This window comes from Streptomyces sp. NPDC090022 (assembly GCF_044748145.1).
Taxonomy (GTDB): Bacteria; Actinomycetota; Actinomycetes; order Streptomycetales; family Streptomycetaceae; genus Streptomyces.
In genome coordinates this window covers 48,347-63,669 of record NZ_JBIVFN010000020.1, presented here as the reverse complement: position 1 = coordinate 63,669, position 15,323 = coordinate 48,347, and the positions used below count along the sequence as shown (strand labels likewise).

General features: G+C 71.9%; 12 protein-coding genes and 1 pseudogene. 8 read left to right on the top strand and 5 right to left on the bottom strand.

Going from position 1 to position 15,323, the window contains the following annotated elements:
* The first annotated feature begins 62 nt into the window (after nucleotides 1-62).
* Complete coding sequence (locus ACIPXB_RS27955) at nucleotides 63-1,457, top strand: FtsW/RodA/SpoVE family cell cycle protein (protein ID WP_401454207.1); 1,395 nt, start codon at nucleotides 63-65, stop codon at nucleotides 1,455-1,457.
* Entirely contained in the window at nucleotides 1,454-2,914 is a 1,461-nt protein-coding gene (locus tag ACIPXB_RS27950) for a penicillin-binding transpeptidase domain-containing protein (RefSeq protein ID WP_401454205.1), read from the top strand. Before ACIPXB_RS27955 ends, ACIPXB_RS27950 begins: the two co-directional genes overlap by 4 nt.
* A gap of 67 nt (nucleotides 2,915-2,981) precedes the next feature.
* On the opposite strand, the gene ACIPXB_RS27945 is transcribed toward ACIPXB_RS27950, so the two are convergent.
* Nucleotides 2,982-4,094 (bottom strand): ferritin-like domain-containing protein, encoded by a 1,113-nt coding sequence (locus ACIPXB_RS27945; protein ID WP_401454204.1) that lies wholly within the window; start codon nucleotides 4,092-4,094, stop codon nucleotides 2,982-2,984.
* 184 nt (nucleotides 4,095-4,278) lie between these two features.
* On the opposite strand from ACIPXB_RS27945, the gene ACIPXB_RS27940 reads away from it, so the two are divergent.
* Genes ACIPXB_RS27940 through ACIPXB_RS27930 form a run of 3 tightly spaced genes read left to right on the top strand, consistent with a single transcriptional unit; the run spans nucleotide 4,279 to nucleotide 6,347 of the window.
* The gene (locus ACIPXB_RS27940) at nucleotides 4,279-5,208 is read left to right on the top strand and encodes a diiron oxygenase (RefSeq protein WP_401454203.1); all 930 of its coding nucleotides are present in this window, start codon (nucleotides 4,279-4,281) and stop codon (nucleotides 5,206-5,208) included.
* 29 nt (nucleotides 5,209-5,237) lie between these two features.
* Entirely contained in the window at nucleotides 5,238-6,053 is an 816-nt protein-coding gene (locus ACIPXB_RS27935; RefSeq protein WP_401454202.1) for a TetR/AcrR family transcriptional regulator, read from the top strand.
* Nucleotides 6,054-6,071: 18 nt separating this feature from the next.
* Entirely contained in the window at nucleotides 6,072-6,347 is a 276-nt protein-coding gene (locus ACIPXB_RS27930) for a hypothetical protein (protein ID WP_401454200.1), read from the top strand.
* Nucleotides 6,348-6,429: 82 nt separating this feature from the next.
* Here the strand turns inward: ACIPXB_RS27930 and ACIPXB_RS27925 are convergent, their stop codons facing one another.
* The 3 genes from ACIPXB_RS27925 to ACIPXB_RS27915 form a co-directional block, all read right to left on the bottom strand.
* Nucleotides 6,430-7,707 (bottom strand): histidine kinase dimerization/phospho-acceptor domain-containing protein, encoded by a 1,278-nt coding sequence (locus tag ACIPXB_RS27925; RefSeq protein ID WP_401454199.1) that lies wholly within the window; start codon nucleotides 7,705-7,707, stop codon nucleotides 6,430-6,432.
* Nucleotides 7,704-8,474 (bottom strand): hypothetical protein, encoded by a 771-nt coding sequence (locus ACIPXB_RS27920; protein WP_401454198.1) that lies wholly within the window; start codon nucleotides 8,472-8,474, stop codon nucleotides 7,704-7,706. The genes ACIPXB_RS27925 and ACIPXB_RS27920 overlap by 4 nt, the downstream gene beginning before the upstream one ends.
* 189 nt (nucleotides 8,475-8,663) lie before the next feature.
* Entirely contained in the window at nucleotides 8,664-9,323 is a 660-nt protein-coding gene (locus tag ACIPXB_RS27915) for a hypothetical protein (protein WP_401454196.1), read from the bottom strand.
* 190 nt (nucleotides 9,324-9,513) lie between these two features.
* Here ACIPXB_RS27915 and ACIPXB_RS27910 point away from each other — a divergent pair, with 190 nt between their 5' ends.
* Entirely contained in the window at nucleotides 9,514-10,302 is a 789-nt protein-coding gene (locus ACIPXB_RS27910) for a nuclease-related domain-containing protein (RefSeq protein WP_401454194.1), read from the top strand.
* A 283-nt stretch (nucleotides 10,303-10,585) separates the two neighbouring features.
* On the opposite strand, the pseudogene ACIPXB_RS27905 reads toward ACIPXB_RS27910, so the two are convergent.
* Nucleotides 10,586-11,545 (bottom strand): annotated as a pseudogene (locus ACIPXB_RS27905) (Ku protein); the annotation flags it as partial.
* 125 nt (nucleotides 11,546-11,670) lie between these two features.
* Here ACIPXB_RS27905 and ACIPXB_RS27900 point away from each other — a divergent pair.
* Nucleotides 11,671-12,837 (top strand): tyrosine-type recombinase/integrase, encoded by a 1,167-nt coding sequence (locus ACIPXB_RS27900; RefSeq protein ID WP_401454192.1) that lies wholly within the window; start codon nucleotides 11,671-11,673, stop codon nucleotides 12,835-12,837.
* A gap of 908 nt (nucleotides 12,838-13,745) precedes the next feature.
* Nucleotides 13,746-15,320, top strand: coding sequence for a tyrosine-type recombinase/integrase (locus ACIPXB_RS27895; protein WP_401454191.1), 1,575 nt, complete (start codon nucleotides 13,746-13,748; stop codon nucleotides 15,318-15,320).
* The last annotated feature ends 3 nt before the right edge of the window (nucleotides 15,321-15,323 follow it).

The following is a 15,323-nucleotide window of genomic DNA, read 5'->3' as shown; positions in this document are numbered from 1 at the left end:
GACTCTTCGGCAGAGTAAGACATAACGGGGCAAAGACTACGTACGCTTGCTACGTTTCCGATATGACCGCATTGACGGCAAAGGCGGCGGATCCCGCGCCGCGGCCGGGCGACGCGCCCCGCGCCCGGCAGCGCGGCGTCGAACTGACGCTCCTCGTCGGGGCCGTCCTGATCGCCGTCCTCGGCCACCTCTCCGTCGGCCTCGCCACCGTCGGCCACATCCCCGCGCAGTCCTCCCGCTACGCCGCCGGACTCGCGGCCGCCGCCCTCCTCGCGCACCTCGCCGTACGGCTCTTCGCCCCGTACGCCGACCCGCTCGTCCTGCCCATCGCCGTCCTGCTCAACGGGCTCGGGCTGGTGCTGATCCAGCGGCTCGACCTCGCCACCCCCGGGCAGCCCGGCGCCGGCGGCCAGCTGCTCTGGTCGGGGCTCGGGGTCGCCCTGTTCGTGCTGGTCGTGAGCCTGCTGCGGGACCACCGGGTGCTCCAGCGGTACGCGTACCTGTCGGTGGCCACCGCCCTGGTGCTGATGCTGCTCCCGGTCTTCTTCCCGGCCGTCAACGGCGCCCGCATCTGGGTCCGCGTCGGCGGACTCTCCTTCCAGCCCGGCGAGTTCGCCAAGATCCTGCTCGCCGTCTACTTCGCCTCCTACCTGGCCGCCAACCGCACCGCCCTCGCCCTCACCGGCCGCCGGATCTGGTGGAAGCTGCGGCTGCTGCCCGGCCGGGTGCTCGGGCCGATCCTGGCGATCTGGCTGCTCAGCGTCGGCGTGCTGGTCCTGGAACGGGACCTGGGGACCTCGCTGCTCTTCTTCGGGCTCTTCGTGATCATGCTGTTCACCGCCACCGGGCGGATCGGCTGGATCGCGATCGGGCTGCTGCTCTCCGGCCTCGGCGCCTACGCCGTCGGCACGTTCGAGCCGCACGTCCACGGCCGGGTCGAGGACTGGCGGAATCCCTTCGCCTCCATCGAGGAGGGCCACGGTCCCAGTCAGCTCGCCCAGTCGCTGTTCGCCTTCGGGGCCGGCGGACTGCTCGGCACCGGGCTCGGCGAGGGCCAGTCCTTTCTCATCGGCTTCGCCGCCAAGTCCGACTTCATCCTGGCCACCGCCGGCGAGGAACTGGGCCTCGCCGGCCTCAGCGCCATCCTGCTGCTCTACGGGCTGCTGGTCGACCGCGGCTTCCGGGCGGGCCTGGCGCTGCGCGACCCCTTCGGGCGGCTGCTCGCCACCGGGCTCGCCTCCATCGTGGCGCTCCAGGTGTTCGTCATCGCGGGCGGGGTCACCGGACTGATCCCGCTGACCGGCATGGCCATGCCGTTCCTCGCCCAAGGCGGTTCGTCCGTCGTCACCAACTGGATCATCGTGGCGCTGCTGGTCCGGGTCAGCGACAGCGCCCGGCGGCCGCTGCCCCGGGAGACAGGTCCGCAGCCGACAGGGGAACCGGAGGGCCCGCCGTGATCCGCTACATCCGCTGGTGCGCGTACTTCTGCGCCCTCCTGCTCGCCGCGCTGCTGGTCAATGTCGCCCGCGTACAGGTCTGGGAGGCCGCCGCCCTCGACGCGAACCCGGCCAACAAGCGCGGCACCATCGCCCGGTACGCCGAGCGGCGCGGCGACATCCTGGTCGACGGCCGCCCGGTCACCGGGTCCCGGGACAGCCGGCAGCTGCTGCGCTACGAGCGCACGTACCGCGAGGGCCCCCTCTACGCCCCCGTGACCGGCTACTCCTCGCAGACGTTCGGCACCAGCTTCGTCGAGCGCGCCGAGGACGCCGTGCTGTCCGGCACCGACCCCGGCCTGACGGTCTTCCCGTTCTGGCACGACCTGGCCCGCGACCGCCCGTCCGCCGGCCGGGCCGAGACCACCATCCGGGCCGCGGTGCAGCGCGCCGCGTACACGGGACTGGCCGGCAAGCGGGGCGCGGTCGCGGCCGTCGAGCCCGCCACGGGGCGGATCCTGGCCCTGGTGAGCAGCCCCTCGTACGACCCGGGCGTGCTGTCCGGTACCGGTGCGGCGGTCAAGGAGGCCTGGGCGCGGCTGAACGCCGATCCGGCCCGGCCCATGCTCAACCGGGCGCTGCGCGAGACGTACCCGCCCGGCTCCACCTTCAAGATCGTGACCGCGGCGGCCGCGCTGGACGCGGGCGTGGTCACGGACGTGGACGCGCCGACACGGACCCCCGATCCGTACGTCCTGCCCGGCACCAGCACCCGGCTGCCCAACGCGTCCACCGGCTGCGAGGACGCCTCGATGGCCGAGGCCGTGCAGTGGTCGTGCAACACGGTGATGGCGAAGATCGGCGTCCAGGTCGGCCTGCGCCGCATGGTCGAGGCGGCCGAGCGGTTCGGCTTCAACGAGGACGGGCTGCGGGTGCCCTCGTGGGTGTCGACGTCCCACTTCGACACCGACATGAGCCGGGACCAGCTGGCGCTGTCGGCCATCGGGCAGTTCAACACCACGGCGACGCCGCTCCAGATGGCCATGGTCGCCGCCGCCGTCGCCAACGGCGGCGAGGTGATGAGCCCCTACCTGGTGGAGCGCACCACGCAGGCCGACGGCGGTCCGGTCCGGCGGGCCGGCCGTACGCCGCTGGGCCGGGCCATGAACCCGGCCACCGCGCTGCGGCTCCAGCAGCTGATGGTCAAGGTGGTCGAGGACGGCACGGGGCGCAACGCCGCCGTCCCCGGCGCGGTGGTCGGCGGCAAGACCGGCACCGCGCAGCACGGGGTCGGCAACACGGGCACGCCGTACGCCTGGTTCATCGCCTGGGCCAGGGCGGCCGACGCCCCGCTGCCGGCCGTGGCGGTCGCGGTGGTCGTCGAGGACGCCTCCGCCGTCCGCGGCGACATCAGCGGCAACGGCGCGGCGGCGCCGGTGGCCCGCGCGGTCCTGCGGGCCGCCCTGGAGCCGCGGTGAGCCGGGTGCGCCCCGTACGCCTCCTCAGGCCGTGGCCCCGTACGCCCGCCCCTCGGGCCGTGCCCCGCTACGCCTGCTCGGCCGCCCCCTGGGCGATCGCCGCCCCGACCTCGGCTATGCGCTCCGCCTCCTCCGCCGCGAAGCGCGCCCGGTCCAGCCGGTCGGCGATCTCCTCGTCCTGGGTCATCAGCAGGTCCAGGTTCGAGTCGCCCATCTCGAAGACGCCCATGTCCAGGTACGCCTTCTGCAGCCGCTCGCCCCACAGGCCGATGTCCTTCACGCACGGCACGATCCGGCTGAACAGCAGCTTGCGGAAGAGCGCGAGGAACTCCGACTGCTCGCTGTACAGCTCCGCCTCCTGCCGGGAGATGCCGAAGTTCTCCAGCACCTCCACCCCGCGCAGCCGGTCCCGCATCAGATAGCAGCCCTCGATCACGAACTCCTCGCGCTCGCGCAGCTCGGCGTCCGTCAGTTCCTTGTAGTAGTCGCGCAGCGCCATCCGCCCGAAGGCCACGTGCCGGGCCTCGTCCTGCATCACGTACGCGAGGATCTGCTGCGGCAGCGGCTTGTCGGTGGTGTCGCGGATCATCCCGAACGCCGCCAGCGCCAGGCCCTCGATCAGCACCTGCATGCCCAGGTAGGGCATGTCCCAGCGGGAGTCGCGCAGGGTGTCGCCGAGCAGCCCCTGGAGGTTGTCGTCGACCGGGTAGAGCATCCCGACCTTCTCGTGCAGGAAGCGCCCGAAGATCTCGGCGTGCCGGGCCTCGTCCATGGTCTGGGTGGCGGAGTAGAACTTCGCGTCCAGGTCCGGGACCGACTCCACGATCCGCGCCGAGCAGATCATCGCGCCCTGCTCGCCGTGCAGGAACTGGCTGAAGTTCCAGGCGGCGTAGTGCCGGCGCAGATCGCCCTTGTCCTTGTCGGTCAGCTTCGCCCAGTGCCGGGTGCCGTAGAGGGTCAGCACCTCGTCGGGGGTCCCGAGCGGGTCGTACGGATCGACCTCCAGGTCCCAGTCGATGCGCTTGGCGCCGTCCCACTGCTTGTCCTTGCCCTTCTGGTACAGCGCGAGGAGGCGGTCCCTGCCCTCCCCGTACTCCCAGGTGAAACGGGCGGATCCGGAGGCCGGGACCTCCCACGCGCCGTCACCGGGGTCCTGGGCGTAGAGCTGCTTCGTCGACACTGACGGCCTGCCTTCCCTGTCGTGCACGCACCGTGCGGGACCGGACAGTTGGCAGTGCAGCACGTTGGTAGACACAGGGTCAACAAGTCGTGCGCAAGGGATTGACGACCTTGCTGACACGCAGTCTCATAAGTGGTGACCGCCGGTAACCCGTTTCCGTCAAGCGCACGAGGTGTCCCACGCCATGACGACCGTGACCGACCGCACCGTCCTGCGGGACGCGCTCGGCCTGCTCAAGGACCGTGAGCAGATCGCCGAACGGCTGCTCGAATCCTCCGCCAAGCACTCCTTCGACCCCGACAAGGAACTCGACTGGCAGGCCCCGCCCGTCGACGGCAAGTGGTTCTGGCCGCCCGAGCTGGTCTCGCTCTACGACACCCCGCTGTGGAAGCGGATGGGCGAGGAACAGCGCATGGAGCTCGCCCGCCACGAGGCGGCGGCGCTGGCCTCCCTCGGGATCTGGTTCGAGATCATCCTCATGCAACTGCTGGTCCGGCACATCTACGACAAGCCCCTGACCAGCAATCACGTCCGCTACGCCCTCACCGAGATCGCCGACGAGTGCCGGCACTCGATGATGTTCGCCCGCATGATCCGGACCGGCGGCGCGCCCGCCTACCCCGTCTCCCGCCTCAACCACAACCTCGCGCGGGTGCTGAAGACCATCTCCACCACCCCCGGCTCCTTCGCCTGCACCCTCCTCGGCGAGGAGATCCTTGACTGGATGCAGCGGCTGACCTTCCCGGACGAGCGGGTCCAGCCGCTCGTACGCGGCGTCACCCGGATCCACGTCATCGAGGAGGCCCGCCACGTCCGTTACGCGCGCGAGGAGCTGCGCCGCCAGATGGTCACCGCCCCGCGCTGGGAACAGGAGCTGACCCGGATCAGCTGCGGCGAGGCCGCCCGGGTCTTCTCCGTCGCCTTCGTCAACCCGGCGGTGTACGACAACGTCGGCCTGGACCGGCGCGAGGCGCTCGCCCAGGTCCGCGCCAGCGGCCACCGCCGCGAGGTGATGCAGACCGGCGCCAAGCGGCTGACCGACTTCCTCGACGACATCGGTGTCCTGCGCGGGGTCGGCCGGAAGCTGTGGAAGAGCTCCGGCCTGCTCCCCTGAGGTTCCTCCGCTGGGGATACCCTGCGGGCATGACCCGGACCCCGCCGGCCGCCCCGGCAGCCCAGGCCCCGGCAGGGCAGGCCCCGGCCGCCCAGGCCCCGGCCGCCGCCGGGAGGGCTGCGCCGGCCCCGCCGGCGGCGCGCGCGTACCGCAGGCTCAGCGTCGAGGAGCGGCGCGCGCAGCTGCTGGAGGCGGCCCTGTCGCTGTTCGCGCACCGGGCCCCGGAGGACGTCTCGCTCGACGACGTCGCCGAGGCGGCCGGGGTGTCGCGCCCGCTGGTCTACCGCTACTTCCCCGGCGGCAAGCAGCAGCTGTACGAGGCCGCCCTGCGCTCGGCCGCCGACGAGCTCGCGCTCTGCTTCGCCGAACCGCAGGAGGGACCGCTGACCCGGCGGCTCTCCCGCGCCCTGGACCGCTACCTCGCCTTCGTCGACGGGCACGACACCGGATTCAGCGCGCTGCTCCAGGGCGGCAGCGTGGTGGAGACCTCCCGGACCACCGCCATCGTGGACGGGATCCGGCGCCGCGCCGCCGAGCAGATCCTGGTGCACCTGGCGGTCGCCGAACCCGGCGCGCGGCTGCGGATGATGGTCCGCACCTGGATCACGGCGGTCGAGGCCGCCTCGCTGATCTGGATCGACGAGGGCAAACAGCCCGACGTCGGGGAGCTGCGCGACTGGCTGCTCGACCACTTCGTCGCCCTGCTGACCGTCACCGCCGCCACCGACCCGCAGACCGCGGACGTCGCGCGCGCCGCGCTGGCGCTGGAACCCGCGGACGGGCCGGCCGGGATCCTGGCCCGGCGGATCGCCCCGGTGGTCGTGGAGGCGGCCCACCTGCTCTGAGCCTGTGAGACTGGTGGGGTGAAAAGCGAGAACACCCCCTTCGAGGGCGGCCCGATGGACGGCCGCGTGCTGCCGGTCCTCGTCGGCCCGACCGGCCACCCGCCCAAGTGGTACGAGATCCCGGTCCCGGACGCCGCGGGCGGCCCCCCGACGGTCCTGCTCTACAAGCGGGTCCCCGCGGGCTACTCCAAGCGGCTGGGGCTGCAGACGGGGTGGAAGTACGCGTACCAGCCGACGGGGCAGAAGCCGAAGCCGCGCTGGCCGTGGACGAAGGGCCCGGCGCCGACGGCGTGACGCGGCGCTCGCGCCCGCTGCTGCTACCCGGGCCCGCAGTCGGGCCCGCGCCCGCTCCTGCTACCCGGGCACGCTACGCGCGTCACCGCGCTCCGTCGGGCGGGGCGGGCCGGTCCGGCGGTGCCGGGAGGACCAGCACCGCCACCGCGCCGCCGTCCGCCGCGTTGTGGAACAGCAGCCGCGCCCCGATCACCTCGGCCTGGCCCAGCGCGATCGTCAGCCCCAGGCCGTGGCCCTTGGCGGCCACCCCGGACTCGGTACGGAAGCGCTGCGGGCCGTGCGCCACCAGGTAGCCGGGATAGCCGTCGCCGTGGTCGCGTACGGTCACCACCGGGCCGTCCACGGTCAAGGTCACCGGGGGACGGCCGTGCTTGTGGGCGTTGGCGACCAGGTTGCCCAGCACCCGCTCCAGGCGGCGGCGGTCGGTCTCGACGTACAGATCGCGCACCACCACGATCTCGGTGGCGGTCCCCGAGGCCCGCACCACCCGCTCCGCCAGCGGCGCCAGCCGGTGCAGGTCCGCCTCCACCTTCTCGCTGCCCGAGTCGAGCCGGGAGATCTCCAGCAGGTCCTCGGTCAGCTGCCGCATCGTGCGCACCCGCTCGCGCACCAGCTCCGTCGGGCGGCCCTCCGGCAGGAGCTCGGAGGCCGCCTGCAGACCGGTCAGCGGGGTGCGCAGCTCGTGCGCCACGTCCGCCGTGAAGCGCTGCTCGCTCAGCAGCTTCGCCTGCAGGCTCGCCGCCATCGTGTCCAGCGCGCCGGCGACGGTCGCCACCTCGTCCTGGTGCCGGGAGGGGTTCTTGGTCCGCGGATCGTCCACGCGCGCGTCCAGGTCGCCCGTGCTGATGCGGCGCGCCACCAGGGCCGTCTGGTGCAGCCGGCGCGTGACCCGGGTGACGGCGAACGCGCCGAGCAGCAGGGTGCCGCCGATGGCCAGCACGGACGAGCCGATGATCGCGTTGTCCAGGCCGCTGATGGTGCGCGCGCTCTGGCTGTAGTCGATGGCGGTGGCCAGCGCCCGGCCGTCGGCCGGGGCCGCCGCCCACATGGTGGCCCGGCCGTCGAGGTCGGCGACCATCGTGCCGCGGTGGCCGGAGACGGCGAGCGCGCGCAGCTCGCGCGGCAGGCCGGGCAGGTCCAGGCCCGTCTCGGGCGGCAGGCCCTCGCCGGCCTCGTAGGCGCGGGAGGCCTCGGTCAGTTTGCCCAGCGCCTTCTCGCGGGCGGTGGCCACGGTCTGGCGGGTCACCTCGACGTGCACGAGGGCGCCGAGCACGGCGGCCAGCGCGCAGCACATGATGACGATGAAACACGCCGACTTCCACGTCAGCGATGCCGTCCAGGCCGGCAGCCGGGGTCTCATCGGCGGCCGCTCGGGGCGGGGGACGGGGCCGGGCCGGGGGACTGGGGGACGCGGACGATCTGCTCGCGCGTGGGCAGCATCGTGCGCTGCTTCTCGTCCCAGGACCAGGCGGTGATCAGTTCGTAGCCCGGGTTGCCGCTGGGCACCCGCAGGATCACGTCCCGCCCGGCGAGCTCCACGCTGACCGGGGTGTCCTGCGTGGCCATGATCCGGTTGAGCCGGCCGTCGGCGTCGGCGGTGTAGACGCGGACCGACAGCATCCGGTCCGGCAGCTCGATACCGACGATCAGCTCGTCCTTCCCGTTGCCGGTCAGATCCCGGTAGTACGGCATCAGCACCGGGCACGGGGCCTTCTGGCGGCCCGTGTGACAGGTCCGGATCGCCTCGGCGGTCTCCTGGGGCATGCCGTCGGGGCCGACGTCCGCGCGCGCCTGACTGCTGACCTCGGCCTGGACCAGGGCCAGCGGGTCGACGCCGTGCACGTTCTCGTCCTTGACCGGCGGGATGCCCTTGACGTACTCGGGCGGCGCCCCGCCCGGGTCGGCGGGCGGCACGGTCGCGCCCTGCCGGCCCGGCCACAGGTGCACGGGCCCGCTGGCGGTCGGGACGCTACCGGCGTCGTCCAGCCCACCGGTGTCGGAGCAGGCGCAGGCCAGCAGGGCCAGCGGGAGGACGGCGGCGGCCCCGCGCGCGGCGGCCGTGCGCGCGGCGGCCCCGGGCGGGGCGGCGGCGCGCGTGGCGGTCCTGCTGGTACGGAACGGCTTCACCGGTGCCTGCGTCCTCCGTTCCCGCGTCCTGGCACCCACTGTCCTGGTGCCCTGTGTCCTGGTGTCCGTCCGGCGCGGCTGCGGCGGCGGATCTTCCCGTCCACCTTAGAGCGGGGCGCGGACGTTCCGCCGACGCAGGGCGCCCGGAACCGGGCAGGTGGGCGGGGTGCCAGGAGTGGAACGAGGGGTTCAGGACTCCGTACGGCCGCGCCGCAGCATGGCGAAGCCGAGGCCCGCGGCGCCGACGGCCGCCATGCCGCCGCCCGCGGCGAGCAGCAGCACCCCGCCGCCGGGGCCGTCGGCCAGGGTGTTCAGGCGCAGCGCCTCGGTGGTGGCAGCGGTGTCCCGGTCCTCGGAGGCACGGACGTCCGAGGACCGGACGTCGTCCGAGGTACGGACCTCCGCGGCAGGGGTCCCCGCGGTACGGACGGCGGTCTTGTGGCCGTCCTGGCCGGCCGGCTGCCCGGAGGCAGTGGCGCCGTCCCGCTCCGCGACACCGTTCTCCACCCACGAGGAGACGGCGCCGTCGGGCCGCAGCGTGATCCGCAGGGTGCCGCTGCCGGCCTGGCCGGGGGCGCCGGCGCGGCTGGTGAGCGTGGCGACCTTGGCGCCGCGGGACAGGACGTCGGCCTGGTAGGCGCCCTCGGCGATCCGGTACACGTGCGCCGTGGACACGCCGTCGGCGAGCGAGAGGGTCTTCACCAGCGTCCGCGGCGGCTCGACGGAACCGCGCGCCACGGCGGCCGGTGCCCCGTCGGCGAGGGCGGCCGCGGCGGGCAGCGCCAGCACGCCCGCGGCGCAGGCGGACACGGCGACGGCGCGGACGACAGTGCGGCGGACGGTGTTCACGAAGGTCCCTCGGCTGGTCGGGGCGTCGGTGCCCGGTTCGCTCCGGGCGGCACCACCGTAGGGGCCCGGGGTTGCGGAGGCGTCGTGGTTGTGTAACAGACACCCGGCAGGGGGGCGGCGGAGTCGTTACACAGCCGGGGGATTGCCCACGGCCGGCCGGCCTGGTCCCATGGACCGCGGGGGTGAGGGCATGAAGGTGGTTCCGACCGGCCGGCCCGGACGGGGGAGGCTCTACGTCACGCTGGCCGACGGGCGCAGCGTGGCCTGGTACGACCGCGAGGCGGGCCGGGTCAGCATCCTGATGGCCCAGCACACGGACGCGGCACTCGCGGCGTTACGCCCGTACCTGACCGGCTCCTACACGGTCGGCCCGCCGCCGGTGCCGAACGCCGCCGAGCTGCGGCGGCTCGCCCTGCACCCCGACGACGACCTGGCGCCCAACCGGCCCGGCGAGGCCCTGCTGGGCGAGCTGGACCACGGCGGCGCGGGTCAGCGGGCCCGCCACCGGATGCGCCAGGACCTCCTCGCGCAGCAGCGGATGGGCGCCGAACTCGACACGCTGGAGGGCGCCGGCTGGCGCGTCCTGCACGCGGTGCCGCTGCCGGGCGCGGGCCGCGTCGACCACCTGCTGATCGGGCCCGCGGGCGTGCTGTGCGTCCGCTCGGTCCCGGGGCGGCGGCAGCGCGCGCACGTCGGCGACCTGCTGGTCACGGTGGGCCGCACGGAACCCCGTGCCGACGTCCGCTGGGCCCGCCGCGCCGCCGAACGCGCCACCCACGCCCTGACCGCCTCGGTCCGCCCGGCCCTGGCGGTGGTCGACGCCTCCCGCGTGGAGGTGGCCCCGACCCTGCGGGACGTCCGCGTCCTGCTCCCGGGCGACGCGACGGACCTGGCCCGCGAGGGCGGCGTCCTCAAGCCGGCGGACGTCGAAGCCCTCTACACCCTGGCCCGCGACCGCCACACGTGGTCCACCGTCTGACGGCCGGTGGCCCGGCGGCCTGGTGGCCCGGCGGCCTGGTGGCCTGGTGGCCCGGTGGCCCGCCGGCCTGGCGGGCTTGCCGTGCTGACGGGCGTCGGCCCGTATCGCGCCTGCGGCTGGCGTACTGACGTGGCGGGCCGAGGTTCGCCCGGCCGGGCTGGCGGGCGGGCCGTTGCGCGTGCTGCGCCGTGGTGCCCCCGCCGCCCGCGGGCACGGGCGGTGCCGGTCGGGCAGCCCCGCAGGGGCGGGCCGGGGCGTTCGCCGCGGCGGGACCGGGGCGGGCTCAGGCCGAGCTGCGTTTGCGGGGCGTCGGCTGCTTCGCCGTCGTCTTGGCCGTTGATTTCGCCGTCGACTTGGTCGTGGACTTCGCCGCCTTCTTCGCCGCCGCCGTCTTCTTCGTGCTTGCCGCAGTCTTCGCCGCCGCCGCCGTCTTCTTCGCGGTCGTCGCCGTCGACTTCTTGCCGCCCACCGCCTTCGGCGCCGCCGGGGCCGACGTGCGCGGTGCGCGGCGGCGCATCGGGGTCACCTCGGAGTCCGCCTCCGCCGCGGCAGCCGACGGCTCCGGTTCGCCCCGCGACGCCTTCGCCGCCCGTACGCTCTTCTCCAGCGCCGCCATCAGGTCGATCACCTGCGCGTCCCCGCCCGCGGCCACCTCCGGCACCTCCGGCTCGATCGCCTCGCCCGACTTCGCCGCGATCATCGCCTCCACCGCCTCGCGGTAGTCGTCGTGCAGCGTCGACACCTCCACCTCCCCCAGCGTCGCCATCAGCGCGTCCGCCAGGTCGAGTTCGGCGTCCCGGATGGTCACCTTCGTCTCCGGAGCCACCCCCTCCGGCTCGCGGATCTCGTCCGGCCACAGCAGCCCGTGCATCGCGATCACGTCCCCGACCACCCGCAGCATGCCCAGCCGTTCCCGCCCGCGCAGCGCGAACTTCGCGATCGCCACCCGCTCGCTCCGTTTCAGCGCCTCCCGCAGCAGCGTGTACGGCTTCGCCGCGGACACCCCGTTCGCCGCCAGGTAGTACGCCGCGTCCATCTGCAGCGGATCGATCTGCGCCGCCGGTACGAACGACACGATCTCGATCGTCTTCGCGGTCGGCAGCGGCAGCTGCGCCAGATCCGCGTCCGTGATCGGGATGATCGCCCCGTCCCCCTCCTCGTACCCCTTGCCGATCTCCGCCGTCGGCACCTCCTCGCCGTCCAGCTCGCACACCTTCCGGTAGCGGATCCGGCCGCCGTTCTCTGGGGGGTCTCAGGATGTTGCGTGACGTGTTGCTGTCGTGACTCGTTGTGGAGGTCGGGACGGTTCTCCGGGGGTGTTGCTCTGTGGCGAGCCGTGGCGATCACTCACAGGGCGAGGGGACTTACATGCAGGCGTTTCGTGTACGGATGCCATCCGGTGACGCGTACTGGACCGTCGTCGACCACGATCTCCGGGTGCTCGGCGAGGCCGACCGGTTCCTGCGAGGGTTGAGGCTGAACCAGGGGCGCGCTGAGTCCACCACCAGGTCGTACGCCGGAGCCATCGCGCTGTTCCTCCGCTGGACACTGGCCACAGGGCGCGACTGGCGGACGGCAGCCCGAGACCTGAGCTCGTTCATCCTGTGGCTGAAGTGGCAGACGTCGAGGTCAGATGGGCAGGGCGCCGCACCCGGTGCCGGAACCGAACCGGCACGGGGCGCCCGGCGCATCAATGGGGTGCTGGTCGCGGTCCGAGGGTTCCTGGCCCATGCGGTGACGGAGCGCTCGGTGCCGGGCTGGGTTCTCGAACAGCTCTACCAGCTTGGTGACACCCGGGACCTCCCTGCCCAGGCCCAGACCGAGGACAGCCGGATGAGGGTCAGGGTTCGGGCCCAGCACCGGCTCCCCGAATCGGAGAGCGAGGTCGACCGGGCGAGCGACGAGGAGATCGTCGCCATGTTCAGGGCCTGCCGCTCGGCCAGGGACAGGCTGCTCGTGCTGCTGCTGTCCCGCGCGGGTCTCCGGCGAGGCCAGGCGGCGGGCCTGCGCCGCAGCGACGTGCACCTGATGGTGGACTCCGGAATGCTGGGCTGCCGGACGGAAGGCGCCCATCTTCACGTGGTCCGTCGGCAGAACCCGAACGGGGCCTGGTCGAAGTCCAAACGCGCAGTGGTCCTGCCAGTGGACTTCCTCGTCGTTCAGGCCTTCGACCAGTACGCACTGGAGCGTCATGAACGGTTGGGCTCCGAGGGGAGTGATTTCGTCCTGGTGAATCTCTTCCGCGAGCCGCTGGGGGCCCCGGTCACGCCTGACGCGGTCGGCGAGACGATCGAGAGCCTGGCCCGTCGGGCCGGCATTCAGCGGCGGGTCGCGCCGCACATGATGCGGCACGCCATGGCGAGCAACCTGGCGGATGCCGGCGGCAGCCTCGACGAGATCCAGATGCTCCTTGGGCACAAGCATGCGGAGTCCGCCCGCCCGTACCTCCACCCGGCCACGTCTCGCCTCCGTGCCGCGATCGAACGCGTCCCCTCTCCCCGAGGCTTCTCCGCCGAGGAGTCGACGTGCAACTGAAGGCTGTCCCGACTGAGCTCTCCAACCCCCACGAGGCCCACACCGACCTCGCAGCGCTCAGGGCTGCGCTGGAGCCGGAGTTCCTGGCTCTTCTCGGATGGACGTGGGAGAGGAGAGTCATGTCCTTCCCTACGGACCACCCACAGCTGGGCTCGCCATCATGCCGGGTAAAGGGATGCCTTCAGACCAGCGTTGCGAGAGGACTGTGCTCCGCCTGTCAGACCCGCTGGAGGGCGGCGGGTAAGCCACCGTTGGACGAGTTCGCAGAAGCAGAACAGGGCATCCGCCGAATCGTCGGCGTCGAGGACTGCCAGGTATCAGGCTGTGAACGCCCATTCCGTTCACGGAGTACACCTCTCTGCACGAGTCACATCGGCTACATGCAGCGCCGGAAAGTCTCATTGGAGGAGTTCCTCGATCTCGACGACGTGCTCGGCTTGGCCGACATCGGCCCCTGCGAGGTTTCCTCCTGCCATCGGAAGCGCGACAGCAAGTCCTCCCCGTACTGCCACGCGCACCGAGTTCGTTGGCACAGCTCGCTGTCGCGGGGCCTGGTTGGTGCCGACGAGGAGAGCCGATGGAGACTCATCGCAGCTCCCGTCACAGCGACCAATGAGGTCAGTCTGCGAGGTCTACCTGAGCGACTGACCGCAGAGATTCTCTACGGAGTACAGGCACGCACTTCGGCCGGCCTTCACACGCTCCACTTCACATTGCGAACCCTCACGAACAGGTTGAGGGAAGCAGAAGTGTCATCCCTCGCCTCAGTGGACTGCACACAGCTCGTGCGAGGCATTCGCGGACTGTGCAGCAGTCTTGTGACGTTGGTTGACCGTGCCGGGCGAACACCAGAGAGTGAGCGGCCGAAGGATCTGTGGGACGGCTCAGTTTTCGGCCATGCTGGCCGTTTGAACTTCACGGAGATCCGCCAGGATTGGCTGCGAAGCGCCGTGAAGGAGTGGGCATTCTTCACATTGCCCCAGCGTCGGGGCAATGTGATGGCCACTCTTCAAGATGTCGTCAACGCGTTCGCCGCTCTCTCCGAGAGCCTCGCAATCCAGCGCGCCGACAGAGGTGACGAGATTCGCGCGGTCGGTCGCCTTGACGCGGCGGCCTTCTTGAATCGCCTCGCTTACCTGCAACAGACCGGCGCAACCTCTGCCAAGCAGCGGGTGAGGATCTGTCGATACTTGGTTAATCATCTCGGCAGGATGAAGTCGTTGGGAATGACCCGGCCGGGGAGGCCCCTCCATGGACTTCCCGATGACTTCACCTTGCTCCGCGAGGACATTCCGGACGATCCGGAAGACTCCGAAGCCGGGCGGGACCTGCCGTTGCAGGTGATGCAGCAAATCTGCGATCTACTGCCGACGTTTGGCGAATTCGGACGCCACGGGATCGAGAACCGGGTTGCTGTCGAGCTGTTGATTGACACCGGCCGCAGGCCGCACGAGATCTGCAACCTGCGCTGGGACTGCCTCAAGCAGGACTCCGATGGCCAATACGTTCTGATCTACGACAACTACAAGTCCCGGCGGAACGGCCGACGACTGCCGATCTCACAGGCAACGGCACAAGCCATCATGGAGCAACAACAGCGCACAAGAACGGAATTTCCCTCCACTCCCACGAGCGAACTTGCTCTGTTGCCCACGCAGCGCGCCAATCCGCACGGCCGTAAACCGATCACATCAAGCTGGCTCTCCAGCCGCCACAAGGAATGGGTACAGTCCCTTCCCGACTTCACCGCTCCCGCCCAGGTAGAGGTGGATGGCGTCATGGTCACCAGGATGCGTCCCTTCGACAAGGCGCAAGTCTTCCTGTACGCCTACCGGCACACCTACTGCCAGCGGCATGCGGACGCCGGTGTCCCCGTTGACGTACTGCGCGTCCTCATGGATCACCGGACACTCGACACCACGCAGGGGTATTACCGCGTGACGGAGAAACGGCGGCGCGAGGCTGTGGACCGCGTGTCCACCATGCAGTTCGATCGCCATGGGAACCGTGTCTGGCGCCAGGCCAAGGCCCTCCTGGACTCAGAGCACGCCCGCCGGGCCGTCGGCGAAGTCGCCGTCCCGTACGGCGTCTGCACCGAACCCTCAAACGTTGCGGCCGGGGGGAACGACTGCCCGGTCAGATTCCGCTGCGTCGGCTGCGGGCATTTCCGTACGGACGTCTCCTACCTGCCCGACCTGGAGGCATACCTGGCCGACCTCCTCCGGAACCGTGAGCGCCTGGCGGCAGCCCTGGACGCCGACGACTGGGCCAAGGCCGAGGCCGTGCCATCCGATGAGGAGATCAGCCGGGTGCGGCGACTGATCAAACGGGTCAAGGACGGGATGGATGACCTCGATGCCGGCCAGCGGGCCGAGATCGAGGAAGCCATCACCGTTGCCCGCCGTGGACGTCAAGGCGTCATGCTGGGCATGCCGCGGGTCCGGCAGCCCATGCCCGACCTCCGTCCTGCGAGGCCCGCATGACGA